Origin of the sequence: Natrinema versiforme (assembly GCF_005576615.1) — an archaeon.
Taxonomy (GTDB): Archaea; Halobacteriota; Halobacteria; order Halobacteriales; family Natrialbaceae; genus Natrinema; species Natrinema versiforme_A.
This window is the reverse complement of the sequence record NZ_CP040330.1, coordinates 137,250-156,121: the sequence shown is the minus strand read 5'-3', so window position 1 is coordinate 156,121 and position 18,872 is coordinate 137,250. Positions and strand designations below refer to the sequence as shown.

The 18,872-nt window shown below is 66.5% G+C and carries 18 protein-coding genes; 9 read left to right on the top strand and 9 right to left on the bottom strand.

Annotation, left to right across the window (positions count from 1 at the left end; translation table 11 throughout):
• Nucleotides 1–24 precede the first annotated feature (24 nt).
• Nucleotides 25–2,361, top strand: coding sequence for a twin-arginine translocase subunit TatC (locus tag FEJ81_RS00750; RefSeq protein ID WP_138243466.1), 2,337 nt, complete (start codon nt 25–27; stop codon nt 2,359–2,361).
• Between the two features lie 57 nt (nt 2,362–2,418).
• Entirely contained in the window at nt 2,419–2,595 is a 177-nt protein-coding gene (locus FEJ81_RS00745; protein WP_138243465.1) for a ribbon-helix-helix domain-containing protein, read from the top strand.
• Nucleotides 2,596–2,618: 23 nt separating this feature from the next.
• Here FEJ81_RS00745 and FEJ81_RS00740 read toward each other — a convergent pair whose 3' ends face one another.
• Nucleotides 2,619–3,395 carry a 23S rRNA (uridine(2552)-2'-O)-methyltransferase gene (locus FEJ81_RS00740; RefSeq protein WP_138243464.1) on the bottom strand — a complete coding sequence of 259 codons (777 nt, stop codon included), beginning with the start codon at nt 3,393–3,395 and terminating at the stop codon, nt 2,619–2,621.
• Between the two features lie 90 nt (nt 3,396–3,485).
• Nucleotides 3,486–4,403, bottom strand: a complete 918-nt coding sequence (locus tag FEJ81_RS00735) for a DUF106 domain-containing protein (RefSeq protein ID WP_138243463.1) — start codon at nt 4,401–4,403, stop codon at nt 3,486–3,488.
• A gap of 137 nt (nt 4,404–4,540) precedes the next feature.
• Between FEJ81_RS00735 and FEJ81_RS00730 the strand changes: the two genes are divergently transcribed.
• The 3 genes from FEJ81_RS00730 to FEJ81_RS00720 all read left to right on the top strand — a co-directional run bounded on the left by FEJ81_RS00730 (nt 4,541) and on the right by FEJ81_RS00720 (nt 6,204).
• The gene (locus FEJ81_RS00730; protein WP_138243462.1) at nt 4,541–4,783 is read left to right on the top strand and encodes a TroA family protein; all 243 of its coding nucleotides are present in this window, start codon (nt 4,541–4,543) and stop codon (nt 4,781–4,783) included.
• A gap of 205 nt (nt 4,784–4,988) precedes the next feature.
• The gene (locus FEJ81_RS00725; RefSeq protein ID WP_138243461.1) at nt 4,989–5,732 is read left to right on the top strand and encodes a DNA polymerase sliding clamp; all 744 of its coding nucleotides are present in this window, start codon (nt 4,989–4,991) and stop codon (nt 5,730–5,732) included.
• 154 nt (nt 5,733–5,886) lie between these two features.
• Entirely contained in the window at nt 5,887–6,204 is a 318-nt protein-coding gene (locus tag FEJ81_RS00720) for a HalOD1 output domain-containing protein (RefSeq protein ID WP_138243460.1), read from the top strand.
• Nucleotides 6,205–6,261: 57 nt separating this feature from the next.
• On the opposite strand, the gene FEJ81_RS00715 is transcribed toward FEJ81_RS00720, so the two are convergent.
• The gene (locus tag FEJ81_RS00715; protein WP_138243459.1) at nt 6,262–7,131 is read right to left on the bottom strand and encodes an alpha/beta fold hydrolase; all 870 of its coding nucleotides are present in this window, start codon (nt 7,129–7,131) and stop codon (nt 6,262–6,264) included.
• A 234-nt stretch (nt 7,132–7,365) separates the two neighbouring features.
• Between FEJ81_RS00715 and priL the strand changes: the two genes are divergently transcribed.
• Nucleotides 7,366–8,451: a DNA primase regulatory subunit PriL gene (gene priL / locus FEJ81_RS00710; RefSeq protein WP_138243458.1), complete on the top strand. Its 1,086-nt coding sequence runs from the start codon at nt 7,366–7,368 to the stop codon at nt 8,449–8,451.
• A gap of 40 nt (nt 8,452–8,491) precedes the next feature.
• On the opposite strand, the gene FEJ81_RS00705 is transcribed toward priL, so the two are convergent.
• Nucleotides 8,492–8,878, bottom strand: coding sequence for a hypothetical protein (locus FEJ81_RS00705; protein ID WP_138243457.1), 387 nt, complete (start codon nt 8,876–8,878; stop codon nt 8,492–8,494).
• A 42-nt stretch (nt 8,879–8,920) separates the two neighbouring features.
• Nucleotides 8,921–9,190, bottom strand: a complete 270-nt coding sequence (locus FEJ81_RS00700; RefSeq protein WP_138243456.1) for a DUF7472 family protein — start codon at nt 9,188–9,190, stop codon at nt 8,921–8,923.
• Nucleotides 9,191–9,383: 193 nt separating this feature from the next.
• Between FEJ81_RS00700 and FEJ81_RS00695 the strand changes: the two genes are divergently transcribed.
• Entirely contained in the window at nt 9,384–10,007 is a 624-nt protein-coding gene (locus FEJ81_RS00695; protein ID WP_138243455.1) for an SWIM zinc finger family protein, read from the top strand.
• A gap of 43 nt (nt 10,008–10,050) precedes the next feature.
• On the opposite strand, the gene FEJ81_RS00690 is transcribed toward FEJ81_RS00695, so the two are convergent.
• The 4 genes from FEJ81_RS00690 to FEJ81_RS00675 all read right to left on the bottom strand — a co-directional run bounded on the left by FEJ81_RS00690 (nt 10,051) and on the right by FEJ81_RS00675 (nt 17,392).
• Nucleotides 10,051–11,589: a M48 family metalloprotease gene (locus FEJ81_RS00690; protein ID WP_138243454.1), complete on the bottom strand. Its 1,539-nt coding sequence runs from the start codon at nt 11,587–11,589 to the stop codon at nt 10,051–10,053.
• Nucleotides 11,590–11,671: 82 nt separating this feature from the next.
• Nucleotides 11,672–12,193, bottom strand: coding sequence for a Holliday junction resolvase Hjc (hjc, locus tag FEJ81_RS00685; RefSeq protein ID WP_138243453.1), 522 nt, complete (start codon nt 12,191–12,193; stop codon nt 11,672–11,674).
• A 66-nt stretch (nt 12,194–12,259) separates the two neighbouring features.
• Nucleotides 12,260–13,072, bottom strand: a complete 813-nt coding sequence (locus FEJ81_RS00680) for a CPBP family intramembrane glutamic endopeptidase (RefSeq protein ID WP_138243452.1) — start codon at nt 13,070–13,072, stop codon at nt 12,260–12,262.
• 78 nt (nt 13,073–13,150) lie between these two features.
• Nucleotides 13,151–17,392, bottom strand: coding sequence for a PAS domain S-box protein (locus FEJ81_RS00675; protein ID WP_138243451.1), 4,242 nt, complete (start codon nt 17,390–17,392; stop codon nt 13,151–13,153).
• A 268-nt stretch (nt 17,393–17,660) separates the two neighbouring features.
• Here FEJ81_RS00675 and FEJ81_RS00670 point away from each other — a divergent pair, with 268 nt between their 5' ends.
• Together FEJ81_RS00670 and FEJ81_RS00665 are read left to right on the top strand one after the other, a co-directional pair.
• A complete protein-coding gene (locus tag FEJ81_RS00670; protein ID WP_138243450.1) occupies nt 17,661–17,918 on the top strand; it encodes a HalOD1 output domain-containing protein in 258 nt (85 codons plus the stop codon).
• Nucleotides 17,919–18,038: 120 nt separating this feature from the next.
• Complete coding sequence (locus FEJ81_RS00665; RefSeq protein ID WP_138243449.1) at nt 18,039–18,845, top strand: PAS domain-containing protein; 807 nt, start codon at nt 18,039–18,041, stop codon at nt 18,843–18,845.
• Nucleotides 18,846–18,872 lie beyond the last annotated feature (27 nt).

Below are 18,872 nucleotides of genomic sequence, written 5' to 3'. Positions count from 1 at the left end.
TGGATGTCAGTTACCGTTTACCCAATGAGTTCTGCCGTCGACGAGGACACTGCCAAGGCCATCAATACCGGCCGGGAGACGCTCGGCGCACTACTCTCGGGCGCCCAGCAACACCTCCAGAAGGTGTTTATCGTCTTCTTGCTGGGCTTCGTCGGCTCCTTCTACGCGCTCCGCGTGGTCGTCTGGGACTTTCTCAAGGCGACCGCGACGGGACAGATGAACGAAGAGATCGCCGGCTCGACCGATGTCATCACCCGGACGCCGTTCGAGGTCATTCTGCTTCAGGCCAAGATCGGGATGATCGCGGGAATTATCGTCGCGATCCCGGCCCTGCTCTTTTTCTCCCGGAAAGCCCTCCGCCGTCGCGGCTACACGAGCGCCGTCCCGATTTCGAAGGGCTACATCGCCGGGCTAATAACCATGTCGCTGTCGCTGTTTCTCGCTGGCGTCATCTACGCCTACAGCATCTTCTTCCCGTATGCCTTCGAGTTCCTCGCTGGAAACGCCGTCAAGGCCGGCGTCAAGCCCAGTTACGGTATCACCGAGTTCACCGAGTTCATGGCGCTGCTGACGCTGTCGTTCGGACTCGCCGCTCAGCTGCCGCTGTTGATGGGCGTCCTGTCCTACACCGAGATCATCCCCTACGAAACGTTCCGTGACAAGTGGCGACACGCCGTCGTCGGGATCGTCGTCTTCGGGGCCCTGTTCTCACCGCCGGACCCGTTCACGCAGGTCATGTGGGCGATGCCGATGGTCGTCCTCTACGTCTTCAGCCTCGGGCTGGCCAAGGTGGTCACGAACATCCGCCGGCGCGGCGCGGCGAACTCCGCCGGAACGGGGACGGAACACGTCAAACGACGTCTCCTCCAGTTCGGCGGCGCGCTCGCCGCCGTCGCCGCCGCGATCACCGTCGCCGTCAATCAGGGCGGCTTCGGCTACCTCCGCGAGTCGGTCTATCCCACGTTCCCGTCGTGGCTGCGCCCCGACGGAACCACCGGGCTCGAGACCGTGGCGATCGAACACGGACTCCTCGGCGAGATCGCGGTCGGTCTGCTCGTCGCCGCCGTCGTCGGCTTCGTCGTCCTGCTCGGCTACACGATTCACGTCCTCCAGCAGCCGGTCTACCCGCGACCGGGCGATATCCGGCGGGCGGACTCACACGAGGACGTCGACTTCGAGACGCTCGCGTCCGAGGACATCACGGACCTCTCGACGCAGGTCTTCCGGACCATGAGCGAGGATCAGGCTCTCGAGTACTCCCGGCAGGCGATGTACGACGACAACCGAGCGAAGGCCGAGGCGATCCTCGATCGCTTCGATACGGTCCAGGAGATGGGGAGCAAGGGTGAGTCGGCGGACGCGGGCGACGCGGCCGCAGCGGGCGGCGGAGCCGCCGCAGACGAGGACGAAGGCGACCTCTTCGCGAGCACCGCCGCCGGCATGCTCGACCCGTTCACCGAGGACGAGACCACCGAGGACGACATCGGCGGCTACGCTTACGACATCGCGTTCGTTCTCAACAGTCTCACCTCGAAGGTGTTTCACATCGTGGGGCTGTTCATGATCGTCATGGGCGGGACCTTCTTCTGGCTCTACTCGGGTGGGCTCAGGGACGTGCTCAGGCTCTTCCTCGATCAGGTCCCCCGAGACGTACTCGAGGAGGTCGTCGCCGACGGCGTCGATCCGTCCACGTTGACCCTTCAGGAGCTCATCGCGGAGATGGACATCGTCATCGCCCTGAATCCGGTCGAGGTGCTCATCTTCGAGGCGAAGATCAGCGCGCTCGCCGGCCTCGTCTTCTCCATGCCGCTGGCGCTGTTCTACGCCTGGCCGGCCGCCAAAGAGCGCGGGTTGGTCTACGGCGACCGTCGCACGTTCGTCGTCTGGGGCGGCGGCCTTCTGGCCGGCTTCGCGGTCGGGACCTACCTCGGCTTCTTCTACGTCGCGCCGACGATCATCTCGTATCTGGTCTCGGACGCGCTCAGTAACGGGATGGTCATCTCCTACCGGATCAAGAGCTTCTTCTGGCTCGTGATCTTCACCACTGTCGGCATCGGCTTCCTGCTGAACATCATCGTCACGATGGCGCTGTTCCACGCCGGCGGAATCGTCAGCTACCGCTCGATGCTCGAGCGGTGGCGGCCGGTCGTGGTCGGAATCTTCGTCATCGCGGCCTTCTTCAGCCCGAAGGGCGTGCTGATGATGTTGCTGTTTTCCATCCCGATCGCGCTCACGTACCTGATCGGCCTCGCCGTCCTCTACGTCCTGACCGGTGGCGGCCGGTTGTTCGGCGGCGGTGGCGGCGGCTCGGCGGCCGACGCGGACCCGGACGGCGACGCCGGTGCGACCGTCGTCGAGTAACGCGGTGCCGCGAGCCGACGGCTTAAGTCGGCGACGTGCGAACGACTACCCAGACTGATGCCCAAGATCAGCGTCGAAATCCCGCAGGAACTCCTCAACGACTTAGACGACCACGTCGGCGACGACGGCAAGTTCGTCAACCGCAGCGACGCGATCCGTTCCTCGATCCGCAAGAACCTGGATATCTTAGACGAGATCGACAAACGCCACGACCGCCTCGAGGACCAGGAATAGCAGCGGTCGGCCCGCTCAATCGGTCAGTCCCGGTCGATCCGCTGTGCGAACCCGAAGTTCGGCTTGACGTCCTCGACGCGGACGGAGACCGTCTCTCCTTCCTCGGTGTTCGGGACGAACAGCCGGTAGCCGTCGACGCTCGCCATCCCGTCGCCTTCGCCGCCGACGGCCTCGATCTCGACCTCGAGTTCGTCGCCCGGCCGCACCGAGGCGGTGAGCCGACCCTTGGCGATGAAGTAGACCTCGGAGGACTCGTCGCGGCTGGCCTTCGGCGAGGTCGCGCGGACGTACTGGAACTCCTCCTCGACGTCCGCCCGGAAGTCGTCGACGTCCGGGCCCTCGAAGACCTTCACGACGAAGTCCCCGCCGTTGTCGAGGAGTTCGAGCGCGGTCTCGAAGGCCTGTCGCGCGAGGTGCAGCGAGCGGGCCTGATCGAGCGAGTACTCGCCGGACATGTTGGGGGCCATGTCCGAAATCACGGCATCGACCGGACCGCCGGCGGCGTCGATGACCCGGTCCCGGGTCTTGTCCTCGGTCATGTCCCCGCGGAGCGTCTCGACGTTGTCGTGATCGTCGAATTCCTTGATCCGCTGGAAGTCGACGCCGATGACGTTCCCCTCCGGACCGACTTCCTCAGCCGCGACCTCGAGCCAGCCGCCCGGTGCCGCACCGAGGTCGACGACCGTGTCGCCGCGGTCGATGACGTTCTCGAGTTCGTCGAGTTGTTTGAGCTTGTAGGCCGCTCGCGAGCGATACCCCTCCTGTTTCGCTTTGTTGTAGTAGTGGTCTTTGCCTGCCATCAGCGTGTCACTCAGTTATCGCGACTAGCCGGTCGAGACGGATAGGTGTCGCGACTCGTCGTTTCGACGGCCGAATCCGCAGTCGGAGGGCTACGAGGACGACCCGGTCCGGAGATCGAGCGTCTTCTGAATGAGCTGTCGGGCCGCCATCGAGCAGACGAAATACCAGACGATCCACGTCTGCATCGGGCCGACGAGGGATTGCTGCCACGTGACCGAGCCCGCGAGCGGGACGACCAGCCCCGTTTCCCCGGCACCGAGATGGCCACCGCGGACTTTCCAACGGAGCCAGAGAAAGACCGGAATCGTCAACAGCATGATCCAGACCATCGGCCGAAACTGTAGCTTGAACATGCCGAACTGGTCGCCGGCGGCCGCGATCTGCTCCTCCTGAATCCGCTCGAGGGCCGCGTCGTCGCCGCGCTCTGTCGCCGCCTCCTTTCGCTCTCGGAGGTCCTCCATCCGCTGTTTGTACTCCTCGAGTTTCTCGCGGTCCATCAGGCGGGACTGTAAGATGGTCGAATAGAGCCCGGTGACGACCGCGAGGAAGACGATGATGAGGTGAAACGGCACGAATTCGGCGACGGGGCCGAGTACGACGCTCTCGACCGACGCGACGATGTTCCGGATCTGGGCGTTCCAGTAGCCGGCGAACAGAAAGAGTGCGAACACGCCCGCGGCCTTGTCTGCGGAGGTCCAGGACGGTGACTCGATATCGTCCAGCCCCGTGTGCTCGGAGGGCTCGTCTCCCGTCCCTGTGCGCTCGGACGAATCGTCTCCCGCGAGAAGGCGCTCGACCTGGTCGGGCTCCGCGATCGCGAATCCGGTCCCGGCGCTGACGAGCACCTCTCGTTCGATGAGTGTTCCCCACTGATCGCTCGACAGGGAGTCCCTGACGTCGCTCCACTCGAGTTCCTCCGTGCCACCGTCCGATCGTTCGTAGACGATCACAAGGGCCTCTCGGACCGACTCGTTCTCGAGGAGCGCCACCAACTGATCGATAGGCATTCGCTAGCCGGGAATCTCCGCTACCGAACTATCAACCCTTTCGTTTCGGCGATCCGTTCTGCAGTCGGCTCCGACCGGTCCGGCGGGTTTCGAACGCCGGGCCAGCAGTTATCCCGCCGAAGCGTGGACCGGCGACCATGGGCGACGAGATCACGACCGAGGACGGCGGAAAGCGCGTCATCGACAGCAACGGCACCGAAATCGGGGTCGTCCTCGACGTTGAGGACGGAACGGCCTACGTCGACCCGAACGACGAGATCGGCGGCGAACTCAAGACCAGACTCGGCTGGGGCCCGGACACCGGGAGCCGGTATCCCCTCCGAAACGACGCGATCGGCGAGATCACCGACGAAGAGATCCGGTTGCGCGGCGAATACTGAGGCGAGTGGGGCGATACGAGACGCGATCGCGGGCGGAACCGGATCGGGAAGTCTCGCGTCTCGTCTTCGCGATATCCTCTCGAGTGAGCATGCGAATTCCCCGTCCGTCGAGCGACCGTCCGAACCACCCTCCGCGCCGCCGACCGCGGTTCCGTCCGCGCGTAAAGGGTGGCTTTTTATGTCGACCGTCCGTACCCCGACCTATATGTTCAAGGCCATCGTGAGCGCCGAAACGCTCACCAGCGCGCTGGATTCGATCAGCGTGCTGGTCGACGAGTGCAAGATCCACCTCGAGGAGGACGGTCTGGAAATCCGGGCCGTCGACCCCGCGAACGTCGGGATGGTCGACCTCTCGCTCGATGCGGCTGCGTTCGAATCGTACGAAGCCGACGGCGGGCTGATCGGTGTCGACCTCTCGCGGCTCGAAGACATCGCTGGCATGGCCGAATCCGGCCAACTCATCCAACTCGAACTCGACGAGGAGACCCGCAAACTCCAGATCCAGATCGACGGCCTCGAGTACACGCTCGCGCTCATCGACCCCGATTCGATCCGACAGGAACCGGACATTCCGGACCTCGATCTCCCCGGAGAGGTCGTCCTCGAGGGCAAAGACGTCAACCGCTCGGTGACCGCCGCGGATATGGTCTCCGACCACATCGCGCTCGGCGTCGACGAGACTGAAGAGTACTTCTACGTCGACGCGGCGGGCGACACCGACGACGTCCACCTCGAGCTTACTCGAGACGATCTGATCGACCTGCAGGTCGGCCCCGCTCACTCGCTGTTCTCGCTCGACTATCTCAAAGACATGAACAAGGCGATCCCGAAAGACACCGAGGTCACGCTCGACCTCGGCGAGGAGTTCCCCGTCAAGATCTACTTCGGCTTCGCGGAGGGGCAGGGACAGGTCACCTACATGCTCGCGCCGCGCATCCAGAGCGAGTAACGCACTGCCGTTTTCGCAGTTTCTCGGTATCGGCTCCCGCCGCCGACTCCATCGGTGTGAGGGAGCGACTCGATGCCGTTCCGTCCGTCGGACTACTTAAAAATTCGATATGGAAAGGAGAGCGGCTACCGGGACACTCGTTCTCGGATGACATATGCCCTCCGCGAACGATTCCACGGACGAGTCGGAGCCACGCGACACGAGTTGCGTCGCAACGTTCGATCCCGCCAGCGAGCGGCCGAGCGAGGCCGTCGTCACCGCGGTCGCCGCGCTCCGAGAGGCGGAGCCGGCCGACCTCCCGCCGCTGTACGAGGCCGTCGATCCCGACGCGCTCGACTCCCTCGTCGAGCACGGCCAACGCGTCGGCGACGCGGGGACCCACGAGGTGTGGTTCACCTACGACGCGTTCGATATCGGCGTCCGAACCGACGGCGAGATACGGATTCGAGACGCCACCGCGACGGCCAGTTGAGGACGAGTTCTCTCGACCGCACCCTCACTCGAGTCCCCGCCGCCGGCGCGACTCTCGTTACTCCTGTTCGTCCAGAAACGCGAGCAACTGCTCGTTCACGTCGTCGGCGTTCTCGATGAAGAAGAGGTGCGAGCCGCCCTCGACGAGTTCGAGACGGCTGTCTGAGATCTTCTCCTCGAGCAGCCGCGCGTTCTCGACGGGGACGACCCGGTCGTCCGTCCCGTGGAGGATGAGCGTCGGGATTCGAAGTCCGTCGAGGCGATCGCTGACGTCAAAGTTCAGGACGGCGGCGGCTTGGGCCTCGCGAGCGGGGTCGTCGGCGTCCTGCTCCAGTCGCCACTCGAGAATCCGGTCGATGAGATGTGGGTTCCGGTTGGTGAACCGCTCGTTGAACGCGGGCCGCATCCGGTGGCGGAGCGTCTCCCGCTCGCTCGCGCCGTCGGGCGTGTCGAACATGTGGGCTTGGGTCTCGTCGGGCACCGGGGCCGCGTCGGGGCCGCCGTGGGACGTACAACAGAGCGTCAGCGACTTCGCTCGGGAGTACTCGATCGCGTAGCGTTGGGCGATCATCCCGCCCATGCTCGCGCCGACGATGTGGGCGTCGTAGATCCCCGCATCGTCGAGGACGGCCTCCAAATCGGCGGCCAGTCCGCCGATCGAGTAGCCGGCCAGTTTGCGGAGGACCGGGGCGCGGAGTTTGGCCGGGAGCCGCGGAACCAGCGGCGGGAGGCCGGTATCCGACCGGCCGGTCCCCCGGTTATCGGGGGCCACCACGTCGTACTCGCTGGCGACGGCCTCGCGCTGCCAGCGCCACATCCACCGGCCGAATCCGAGTCCCTGCACGAACACGACCGGCGCTCGCCGCTCGCCGTCGCTCCGGTCGTACTCGTAGTAGATCGACACGCCGTCTCTCGTCGCCTGTGGCATACTCGAGACGACGTGTCGGACTCCCTTGAAATCGATCATCGAAACGGGAGCCAAACGACGTCGGGCGATCTCGCGTGCCGCCGTCGACTGCCGGTGCCGACTTTATTACCTGCGGCGTCGCCGACTATTCCCGGGCAACGGGCGGCGAGATACGTCCGCCGGAACGACGGTCGTAATAAGAGATGATTATGCTAATCAGCGCGTTTATCCCATCGGAGTAATATCGTTTTACCGATGCAGCGACTTCACGCCCGATACCCGTTTCTCGAGGCGGCCCGCGAGTCCGTCGCGACGGAGGCGGTCGATCTGGCGACCGTCGTCGAACAGGATCGGGCGGTCGTCGATCGCGCGCGCCAACGCGTTATTACCGCGCTCGAGTCGGGTGAGACCGGGGAGCCACACCGCGACGCCCGCATCGAACTGCTTTCCTACCCCGTCGCCCGGGTCCTCGTATCGATGGTCGACGAACGCGTGCTCGTCCGCAAGTACGCCCGGGCCGAGGCCGCGACGGCCTACGAGCGGTTCACCGCCGACATGGCCGATACCACCGAACTGAAAAGCGTCGAGTCGACGGGGCTGGAACTCGACGAACTGCTCGCGGAGTTCGACCTCCGGGATGCGGTCCGCGAGACGAGCGGCGACGCGTACCGAATCGATGTCGGCACCTACCTGCCGCTGGCCGAAGACCTCTGGGACGACGAGTGGCGACTCGTCAACCAGCCGTTAGAAGCCGGCGAAGTCCCCGTCGACGAGGAGGAACTGCTCACGCTTCTCCGGGAGGCGATCCGGGGTCGCATCGAGGACGGGCTTCCCTTCGAGGTGCCCGAGGCGATCGGGTCCGCACTCGAGGACGAGACCGCCGAGATCCGAGAGGTACTGGCCGACCTCGAGTTGACACAGGACATCGATACCGTCGTGCCGGACCTGTTCCCGCCGTGTATGAAGGCCCTGCTCGACCAGATCCAGAAGGGCGAGCACCTGCCCCACCACTCCCGGTTCGCGATCACCGCCTTCCTGACGAGCATCGGGATGACCACCGACCAGGTCGTCGACCTCTATCGCGTCAACTCGTCGTTCGGCGAGGAGATGACCCGCTACCAGACCGACCACATCCGCGGTGATAGCTCGCCGACGGAGTACTCGGCCCCCTCGTGTGCGACCATGCAGTCCTACGGCGACTGCGTGAACAAAGACGACCTCTGCGAGCGGATTCCGCACCCGATGGCCTACTACGAGCAGCGGATCGACGACGCCGACGACGAGGAACTCGAGGACTGGCGAGAAGCGGAGGACGACGGCCAGTCAGCGAGCGGCGACTGACTCCGCGGTCGGTCCGCGCTCGATCGAAACCATCGACCGATTAGTTTTCCGGCGGTTCGTCCGACAGTTCCTCGGCCTGCCGTTGAATGTCCTGCAGCGCCCGTTCCTGTTCGCCGCGGGTGATACCGCCGGACTCGACGTGACGGCCCCCGTACTGCCACGACGGAATCGCGTCCCAGACGTTCGAGCGATCCTCGTCCTCGGACTCGTCAGCGGACGACGGATCGTCCGTCGCGGATCGTCGCCACTCGAGGCCGATTGCAAGCGCCGAGAAGACGATCAACCCGCCGATGGCGGTGACGGGGTCGACGATCGCTGTCGACCGCACGAGCAGCGACGAACCGAGCAACGCGACCGTGACGACGGCGGCGACTCGGCCGAGTCGGGAGCGATAGCGTCGGGTCGGCGTGTCGTCGGAACGCACCATACCGAATGTCAACTGCCCAAGGAGAAAAACGTACCGACGGGTTCAGAACGTGCCCTGTGCGTCGACATCGTCATCGTCGTTCGTCTCGAGGCCGTCCTCGGGATCGTTCAGCAGGTAGGCCAGCGCGATGCCGACCGCGGTCATCAGGAGGATAAACCCGATGATAACCCCGACGAGCATCTGACCGCCCTCCGGCGAGAGCGTACTGTTTTCGGTTCCGTAGGCGGAGCCGACGTAGACCATGGCCGCGATCATCAGGACGACCGAACCCACGGACACGGCGATTTCGATGAGCTGTTCGCGTTCGACCATTGACTAATCGCTTTCGTCGGCCCGGTGAAAAGCGCTTCGAAGGGGGGCAAGCGGCGTTAGCTGGAGGCTGATCGCGGCGGGTGCACCCGGCATAAAGGTCGCACTTGAGCATGCAGGCGCGGCCGTTATTGCCCTCGAGGCCCTATCTGCGTCGAATAGCCAGCCGACCAGCGAACCCCATCCCGACGCACCCATGAAAACAATAGCGTCACCGAAAGCGCCGCTTCACGTACCGTCTGCCGACCATCTCACGGAGCGCTCGCGCCGGGCGCGCACCGAACCGATGTCGGTGTTGCCCCTCGGCGACGGCCTCTACGAGGTCGAGTCCGCGAGCGACCACACCTACCTCGTCGATCTCGAGGCGGGCAGGTGTACCTGTCCGGATCACGTCTTCCGCGAGGCCCGCTGCAAGCACATCCGCCGGGTCGCGATCGAGATCACGGAGGGGCGCACCCCGCCACCGGGCGAGGTCTCGGTCACCTGCCACGACTGCGACGAGACGATGTTCGTCGCGGAGGACGCGACCGCGCCGTTCTACTGCGACGAGCACGCGATCGGCCCCGGCGACACCGTTATCGACCGCGAGACGGGCGACCGCCTCACCGTCGTCGACGTCTCTGACCTACGGGCCGACGCCGTCGAAATCGGCTCGGCCGACTGCACCGTCGCCGAGTACGGGACGAACGAGGGCTACGACCCCGACGTGCCCGTCGTCGGCGCGGTCTACCCCCACGCCACCGTCGCCCGAAACGGCGTCGTCCCATCGTCGCTGAAGGTCTACGTCTTCCCGCGGACCCGCCTCGAGACGGCGGCGTAGACCGGTTCCCGGGTTCCGATTTTCCGAGTTCGACGCCGATCGATCAGCGGCGCTCCCGCTCGAGTGCCTCGAGTTCGGCGAGGCGCTGTTCGGTCGGCGGATGGGTCCGGAACAGCCGGACCCGGAGTCGGGAGAGCCGGTGTCGGAGCCCGCCGAGGACAGAATCGGGAGTCTCCGGGTCGGTCGTCATCGGCTCGAGCGGCAGGATCGACAGCGACGAGACGCTCGCAACCTCGCGCAGGTCTCGGTTCGGCGTCGCCGCGATGCGGTCGTCAAGCGCCCGCAGCGCGCCGGCGAGGGCGGCCGGCGACCCGGTCACCTCGACGGCGGTGCGATCCGCGGCCGTCTCCCTCGCCCGCGAGAGGACGGCGGTGATCGCGCGGCTTCCGAGCCACGCGGCGGTCGCGGCGACGAACAACACCAGACTGAGGAGCCAACCGTCGCTCTCGTCGTCCTCGTCGTCGTCCGGATCGGGCGAATGCGTCGCCGCTCGCCACTCGTCGTTCGGCCCGAAAATCTCCTCGTCGCCCCACTCCGTTTCGGGGTCGGGTTCCGCCGCGGGCGGTTCCCACTCCTCTTCCTCGACTCGCCGTCGACCGCCGCGGAACGGCAGATCGTCGCGGACCCGCGCCCGCAGGCCGTCGGCGAGGACGACCGGCGTCGAGACGGCCGTCATCACCATCGCGTCCCTGTTCGCCACGTGGGCGAGTTCGTGGGCGATGACCGCCTCGAGTTCGTCGTCCGAGAGGGCGGTGACGGCACCGTAGGAGAGGATGAGGTGGGTCTCGCTCGGCCGGAAGCCGACGACCATCGCTTCCGGAGCGTGGGTTTCGGAGATGGAAATCGTCGGCAGCGGCACGCCGAGCTGGGATGCGACCGCCGTCGTCGTCGCGTGGATGCCGGGCAGGTCGTCGGCGGTCGTCGGCGTCGCGTCCGCCCGTTGTTCGATGGACGCGACCTGCGTGTACTCGCGGTAACCGAGCGCGATTAGCACGAGGAGCGTGATCCCGCCGGCCGTATACACCCCGAGGATCGGCCCGACGACCAGCGCCGAGAGGGCGAACGCGAGGAGCCAGAGCGTCGCGAGAAAGCCGACGGTGACGAGCACGAGCAGGAGAACCGCGACGGCCATTCGAAACACGAGCGTCCAGTCCGTCGACTCCCCGACCGCGGTGACGGCCGCCACCGAGACCGCCGCGATGGCGACGGCGAGCGCGAGCGTAACGATCCCCGCCGCGGTCGCCGCACCGTCGATTCCGAGCGGGATCACGACGAACAGGAACACCGTCGTCCAGACGGCGGCGAGGAAGGCGACCGTCGCACCCGCGAGACAGACCACGTAGGCGGCCATCGAAAGCGTGGGGTAGCCCTCCGCGGAGACGGCGACGTACCCGAGGACGAGCAGCGGAACGGCCGCGAAGACGGTCGCCGCAGTCAGCGCTGAACCGGGACCGATCGCGACCGTCCACAGGAGCAGACTCGTTATCCAGCCGATCGCGGCCACCCCGATCGTCGCGAACGCGAACGCTACGACGGAAACGCCGGTGGCGACCGGGGACCCCCATCCGGAGCCCGTCGACATACGTAGGAATTCTAACTATCCCGGATAAATTACCCGGTTACGCGCCGAGAACGACGGCCGACTCGTGGGCTCCGAGGACCGCTCACTCGAGCAGGTCCGCGGCCTCGTCGACGTCCATGACGCCCTGCTGGACGGCGTTGAGCACGCGCAGGGTGTCCTCGTCCGGTCCGTCGTCGCCGCCGTCGGCGACTTCCTCGAGCGTGACCTTCTCGGACTCGCCGGTGAACTCGGGGAAGTCGGTGCCGTCGGCGAGGGCCGTCTCCTTCTTGACGCGGTAGTTCCCGCCGTCGGTGACGTGGAGGTCGCCGGGGTGGAAGAAGTACCAGTCCTCACGGTCGAAGCGGACGCCGATGCGGGGTTTCGCGCCGAAATTCTGGGCGAAGAAGGTCAGCGCCTCGACTTCTTCGCCGGTGAGGTAGATCGGATCGCCGGAACTCGACTTCGCTTCGATCGCGTAGAACTGCTCGCCGTCACCGGCGAGCACGTCGGGGAGTTCGCGCTCGGTCGCGGAGCCGCTGGCGGGCGCACGCATCACCGCGAAGCCGGCCTCGTCGAGTTCGTTGACGAGTTCCCGCTCGCGGCGGTCGCCCTTCGCCTGAGACATACCACTCCCTCACCGCCGGTCGGTAATAAAGGACCGGACGGCGCGGCGGTCGTGAGCGATCGCGGTCTACAGCGGCGCGGCCGACGCGAGTTCGACCAGCATCGACGTCGACGGGTCGGCGGTCTCGAGGTCGTACTCCATCGCGATGTAGAGCAGTCCGAACTGGACGGCGTTGAAGGCGGCGTGGGCGGCGATCGGAACGAAGAGGTTGTCCGTTTTCGCGTAGAGGTATCCGAAGATCATCGCGCCGCCGAAGACGACCGCGACCGGAACGGCGGTCGCGAGCAGCGACTCGGAGAGGACGGCGTACACCGGGAAGTGAATCAGCCCGAAGATGGCGCTGGCGATGACGACCGCCTGCGGGCGCGAGAAGGCGTCGTAGAGGCGCTTCTGGACGATGTTCCGGTAGAGGAACTCCTCGGTCGGCGCGTTGAAGACGAAGACGATGACGATCATGACCAGCACCATCGTCTGGTCGTCGCCGATATAGGTCGTGACCGAGTTGTCCGCGGTCGGCAGCGAGAGAAACTGCACGAGTACGCTGATGAGGACGTAAAAGGCGAGGCTGCCGACGATGCCGGCGAGGACGTAGCCCCAGTCCCGGCGCGTCGGCGTTCGGAGGTCGACGTACGACCAGCCGCGGTCGGTGACGGCGAGATAGAGGCCGCCGACGAGGACGAACCCGACGAACCCGAGGATCAACACCAGCGCGCGGCTGCCGATCGACGCCTGCGCCGGCGCGTAGATCAACTGCGAATCCAACAGGAACGCGGGGATCGTCGTCACCTGTTGGGACCCGAGTCCGACGATCGCGAGCCCGGCGGCGACGAGTATCGAACGGAGCGGCCCGTCGGTCCGACGGCGGGACGGTGTTGCCATGCGCCGTGGTACGGTCACCGGCCCCTTGGGCGTTCCTCTCCCGGGACTCGAGCCGACGTGGCCGCGCGACCCAGCCGCTCACTCCGCCGGGACGGCGGACTCGTCCTCGAACAACTGCGCTAACAGCCGCCGCTGGCCGATCCGCAGGTGTCGGTTGACCGTCGGCTGGGTCACGCCGAGCATCTCGGCGATCTCCTCGCCGGTGCTCTCGCGGGGCCAGTCGAAGAAGCCGGCGAAGTAGGCCGTCCGCAGCACCTCGAGTTGCCGGTCGGTCAGCACGTCGAACAGGGAGGTGACGAGTTCGCTCCGCGTGCCCATGGAGCGCTCGACGTGGCGGCGAGCCTGCAGTTCAACGGTCGCGTACTGTTCTCGGAGCACGTCGACGAACTCGCGAACGTCGGTGCCCGTCGGCACGTCGACAGTGAGCTCCAATTGGTCGCCGTCGGCGTGCATCGAGCGCGGGCTGCCGCCGCGGCGGACCAGCCGCGCGGCGAGGACATCGCTCGCGACGGTCGCCTCGAAGCGACAGCCGCCGTCCGCATCGCTGATCAGTCGATACGACGTGACCGAGACGAGGTCGTCGAGGGCCGCCCGCACGTCGTCGGCCGGGACGCCGCCGGTCTCGAAGAACAGGAGCGTCTCGTCGGACGAGTGGGCACCGAGGCCCTCGTACTCGACGCGGGCCCCCGTCGCCGTCGCGAGCCGCGAGAGGATGTCGTCCGAGCCCTCGATCCGGAGCGTGAGTTCGAGCAGCGTCTCGGCGTGCAGTGCCTCCCGCGTTTTGACGGCGGTGATCGCGTTCGCGATCCCCTCTCCGAGCTCCGTCACGACCGTCCGCTCGAGGTCGCCGAACGCGTCCGGCTCGTCGGCGTAGACCGTGAGGACGCCGTAGGTGTACTCCGCGTAGGTGAGCGGGACGCTGATAACCGACTGGAATCCGCGATCCAGCGCCCGTCGCCGCCAGCCCTCGCCCTGCAGTCCGTCGACGGTGTTCGAGACGACCGTCGGCGTTTCGCTTCGGGCGGTCCGAACCGACGGCTCGGCCGACGCGTCGTACTCGAGGGGCACGTCGTCTAAGTACGCCTGCCCGGAGCCGGCCCACGCGCGGGGCTCGAGGCGGGTGCCGCTGGCGTCGAGGGCCCCGATCCACGCAAAGGAGACGGCGTCGGCCTCGAGCAGCCGTTCGGGGACGGTCCGTTCGATCTCCTCGCGGCCGTCCGCGCCGATGAGCACCTGATCGATCCGTCTGATGAGTTCCGTGATCTCGATCTGGCGGTTGAGCCGCCGGTTCCGTTCCTCGAGTTCGGTTTCCCGCTCGCGGAGGCTGGTCTCGCTCTCGAGGCGGTCGAACGCGGCCTCGGTCGTGGCCACGAGCGTCTCGATCAACTGCCGGGCCGCGGCGTCGATCGGGTCGCCGCCCGACGCGACCGCGAAGACGCCGTGGTCGCCGATCGGCACGACGATTCCGCTCTCGACGTCCGGGCCGAAGACCGGCGACCGATCGAACGAGGCCGGATCGTCGACGACCGTCCCCGTCCCCGTCACGTAGGCGTTCCAGAGGACGGAGTCGCCGTCGCCGACGGCGACCGACGACGCGCCGTCACAGAGCCGTTCGAACCCGTCGGTGACGGCGATCGGCTCGAGTCGATTCACGTCTGAGTCGAGGCCGTAGACGGCCACGCTCGAGGGCTCGAGGATCTCCGCGGCCGTCTCGACGACCAGCTCCGCGACCTCCCGGTCGGTCTCGGTCCCGAGGAGGTCGCGGGCGGCGCCGTGGAGCGACTCGAGCGCCAGTTCGCGTTCCTTGTGGTCGGTGATGTCCTGGATCGTCCCGCGGACGCCGACGATCTCGTCGCCGTCGGCCGCCGATCGGGCGTCGGCAGGGCGGCGTCCCTCCCGGTCCTCTCGGACGGGTTCGCCGACCGATCGGATCCACCGTTCGTTCCCGTCGGCCGTCAGCATGCGGTGTTCGATCTCGTAACTCTCGCCGTTCTCGAGCGCCGCGTCGACGGTGTCGAGAACGGCCGCCCGGTCGTCCGGGTGCAGGAACGAGGCCGCCCGTTCGGCGTCGATCGCCGCGCCCGGCGGGAGTTCGTACAGCCGACGCAGTCCGCCGGTAAGCGTCACCTCCTGTGAGTCGTCGCGGACATCGAGTTCCCAGCCGCCCATCCCCGCGAGCCGCTCGGCCTGCTCGAGCAGTTCCGTCGTTCGCTCGAGGTCGCGCTCGCGCTCCTTGCGCTCGGTGATATCGCGGAGGACCCCCGCCGTCCCGCTGAACTCGCCGTCGACCGTCGGCAACAGCGCCATGTGGTTCTCCGCGTCGATCACGTCGCCGTCGGCGGTCTCGAGGGCCATCTCGAACGTCCGGGACGGTTCGTCGGCGTGGAGTAACTCGCGGACGCGCTCTCGTGCGATCTCGAGGTCGCCCTCGGCCATCACCGTCGAGACGTGTTCGCCGAGCAGTTCCTCGGGGTCGTAGCCGGCGACCGAGGCCGTGGCATCGTTCAGGAAGCGAAACTGCCCGTCCGCGTCGAGCGTGTACACCAGTTCGTCGAGCGCCTGAATGATCGTCTCGGCGCGCTCGAGTTCGCGTTCGCGCTCCTTGCGCTCGGTGATGTCCTGAAACGCCCCGCGGAGCGCGATTATCTCGCCGTCATCGCCGTCAGCTCGAACGGGTTCGCCGATCGAACGGACCCAGCGAACGTCGCCGTCGATCGTCTGGACGCGATGTTCCAGATCGTATGCCTCGCCGTCTTCGAGTGCGCGCTCGACGGCCCGGCGAATCTGCGGTCGGTCGTCCGGATGATAGAACTCGATCGCGCGCTCGAGATCGATCTCCTCGTCCGGCGAGAGGCCGTGGATCCGGTAGACCTCGTCGGTCCATTGCATCTCGGCGGGTGCTGTCGTCACATCGAGTTGCCACGCGCCGACGGCCGCCAGCTGCTGGGACTGCTCGAGCAGGCGCGTGGTCCGCTCGAGGCGCGCCTCGCGCTCGCGGAGCCGGCGTTCGGTCTCCTCGCGCTCGCTGATATCACGGCCGATTCCGGCGAGTACCGTCTCTCCCGTCGGCGCCTCGAGCGGCGAGGCGACGAACTCGTAGGGGATCCGCTCGCCGGCGGTCGTCACGAGCTCCGCTTCTGTCCGGGTATCGCCCGTCTCGTAGGCGTCCTCGATCGCGGTCGAGATCCGCGAGCGATCCGTTTCGTCGAAGAAGTCGAGCGCGTGCATCTCCGCGATCTCGGCGTCCGTATAGCCGGTCACCGCGGCGAGGCTCTCGTTCCAGCGTCGTACCTCGCCGTCCTCGTCGAGGATGTAGAACACGTCGTCTAACGCGTCCAGTATGTCGTCGGTGAACGCCTGTGCCCGCTCGAGGCGTCGCTCTCGCTCCCTGATAGTCCGAACGGACGCGTGGCGTTCGAACGAGTGGCTGATCCAGCGGGTCATCAGGTCGACGAACGACGTTTCGGCCGGCGTGAACGGTTCGTCTCGCGGCTCGCGGTTCAGAAAGCACAGCGTCCCGTAGAGTTCGCCTTCGACGACGATCTTCCCGCCGACGTAGCAGCTGATTCCGAGTTCCTCGGCCGCCGGATGATCCTCCCGTCCCGTCGCCGCGGCATCGTAGATTCCGAGGATGTCGTCCGACGTGACGGTGTCTCGGCAGTAGATCGTCGACAGATCCAGTTCGGTGCCCTCGAGTTCGCCGTCGCGTCCGATCGCGGTTTCGACTGCATATCGGCCGTCAGCCTCGTCGATTCGCGAAACGATCCCCGTCTCGACGCCCAGTCGATCACAGCCGAGCTCGAGCAGCCGGCGGACTTTCGCCTCGCCCTGCAGGTCGGGATCGGACGTGATCCGATACAGGTCCCGGCGGTAGCGTTCGCTCTCGGCGCGCCGGCGCTCGCGTTCACGGACCGACGCGGCCAGATCATCGACGACCGCCGCAAGCTTGCCGACCTCGTCGTCCCGGTCGATCGTGAAATCGACCGGCTCGTCGCCGGCGGAGCAGTCATCAGGCTCGGCGACGGTCGCGGGCTCGTCGGCGAACGGGGCGGGTTCGTCGCCGTCGATCCGCGAGACGAACCGCCGCAGATCGTCGGTCAACCGTTCGATATCGTCCGTCCGGTCAGAGCCGCGCCGTGCGGCGAGACCCAAAAAGAAGAGGCCCGATCCCGGTTCCGACCCGATCCCAATCGCCGCGAGGTCGGGAAGCGGCGTTCCGGTCCCGACGGCGATCAGTACGCCGACGACCACGAGGAGGGCGGCAAGCAGGTGTCGCGGAGCATCCGCGAGCGTCCCGGTGTGGACCGCGGTAACATCCATACCCCACCTATGGAACGACCGACAATGATACGAGCGGTTCGTTCCTCGTGATATATCGTAAATTTCACCAGTGAGGTATAACGGAATAGCGAGCAGGAACGCCAGCTCCGGCCGTGGGCCACGGTCACGCCGATTCGAGCCATCGGCTGATCGAACGCCGCCGGCCCGCGATTCCACGCGGACACTATACACGTAGTGTCGCATCCGCGACGAAATTACGTGTATAACGGGCAGGTGGATACCGGTCGGTCGCCTCGTTCGAACTAAGATGCACGAAACCACACTGGACTACCACAGCGACTCTATCAGTCTGCGGATCATCGAGGCCCTCGCGGACGCGACCAATACCGACGCACACGAACTCGAGCCACTGTACAACGTCGTCGATCCCGAGGCACTCGACCGGCTCTGTGGCCCCGACTCGAGCGGCGGGGTTCGCGTCGAGTTCGAGTACGACGGAGTGCTGGTCGAGGTCGGCAGCGACGGAACCGTCGCGGTCGACGGGGCAGTCCATGAGAGCGGATAACCGGCGACGGTTCGACTCGAGACCGACGGTCACCAGTAGCCAGCCACGACGAGGTGCCACGACGAGCCGGCTCGAGCCACGAAGGCGCGATCGAACGGGTTCTACCCGAGGTCGATCCCGATGCTAATTCCCACGACGGAGATGGCCGATCCGACCAAACGCACGCGTCGGTCACAACTGACCCTCCTGGTAGTCGCCGCCGATTCGGATCGCGACCGCATCGAACGCGCGTTCGACGACGGGACCGACCTCACCGTGGAAACGGCGGCCACGCTCGTGGACGCGTGGGAACGACTCGAGGCGATCGACTGCCTCATCGTCACGCCGCAGGCGGCTGAAGAGACCGACCCCCACGGAGCGGACGGTGACATCGTCGCAGCCGTCGACGATCACCTTGAGATGGTCAGAACCACCGCAGCCGAACTGCCCGTCGTCGTCCTCGCGGACGAGCGGACGGCCGACCTCGCGGCCGCGGTCCGATCGTACGACTGGACCGCCGTCATCGAACGGTCCGAGGCGACCGGGCGGCTCGCCGACCGCGTCCACGATCTCCTCGAGCGCCACCGGCTAGCGACGCTGTCACGGCGGTCGTTGGCGAGCATCGAATTCGCGGGCGACGCCGTCGCGATCGTGGATACGGACGACGAGATCCAGTTCGCGAGTCGCTCCTTCGCGATGCAGTTCGGCTTCGATCACGCCTCTCTCCCCGGGACGCCGTGGCGGGAGCTGTTCACCGACGACGCCGTCGACCATCTCGAATCGGCGGCGCTCCCGACCATTACTGAGGGGTGGCGGTGGACCGGCACCTGTACCGGCCGGCGGAACTCGGGCGACACGTTCGCGGCTCGCGTTCGCCTCGGCGGCCTCGAGGACGGCGGACTGGTGTTCGTCGTCGACGAGTCCGAGCAGAGCGAACTCGAGGAGTGACTGTCGGTTCGGAACGGAACGAACTGG